Origin of the sequence: Paraburkholderia sp. BR10872 (genome assembly GCF_040965835.1) — a bacterium.
GTDB classification, from domain to species: domain Bacteria; phylum Pseudomonadota; class Gammaproteobacteria; order Burkholderiales; family Burkholderiaceae; genus Paraburkholderia; species Paraburkholderia nodosa_A.
Window position 1 is genome coordinate 1 of record NZ_JBFRCN010000219.1, and the last position, 216, is coordinate 216.

Genomic DNA, 216 nt, shown 5'->3' on the forward strand with positions numbered 1-216 from the left:
GGCATGCGCCGAGTCATGAGCGGCGCGGCGCTGATTGATCGGATTTTTTTGTTTTTTTGGCCTTTCCTTGTTTTCGCGGCGGTATGCAGGCGTTGCCCCTGTGCGGGGCGGCACCTACTTTCTTTGCGGCGGCAAAGAAAGTAGGCAAAGAAAGCCGCTCAAACCGCCAGCGCCTGCCACGGTTCACATCTCGCCGTACATGGTGAATGGCTCCGG

1 pseudogene is annotated in these 216 nt (G+C 58.3%); it reads right to left on the bottom strand.

Annotated elements, in window-relative coordinates:
- Positions 1-13: 13 nt before the first annotated feature.
- Positions 14-216: pseudogene (locus tag AB4Y43_RS40750) on the bottom strand (hypothetical protein); the annotation flags it as partial.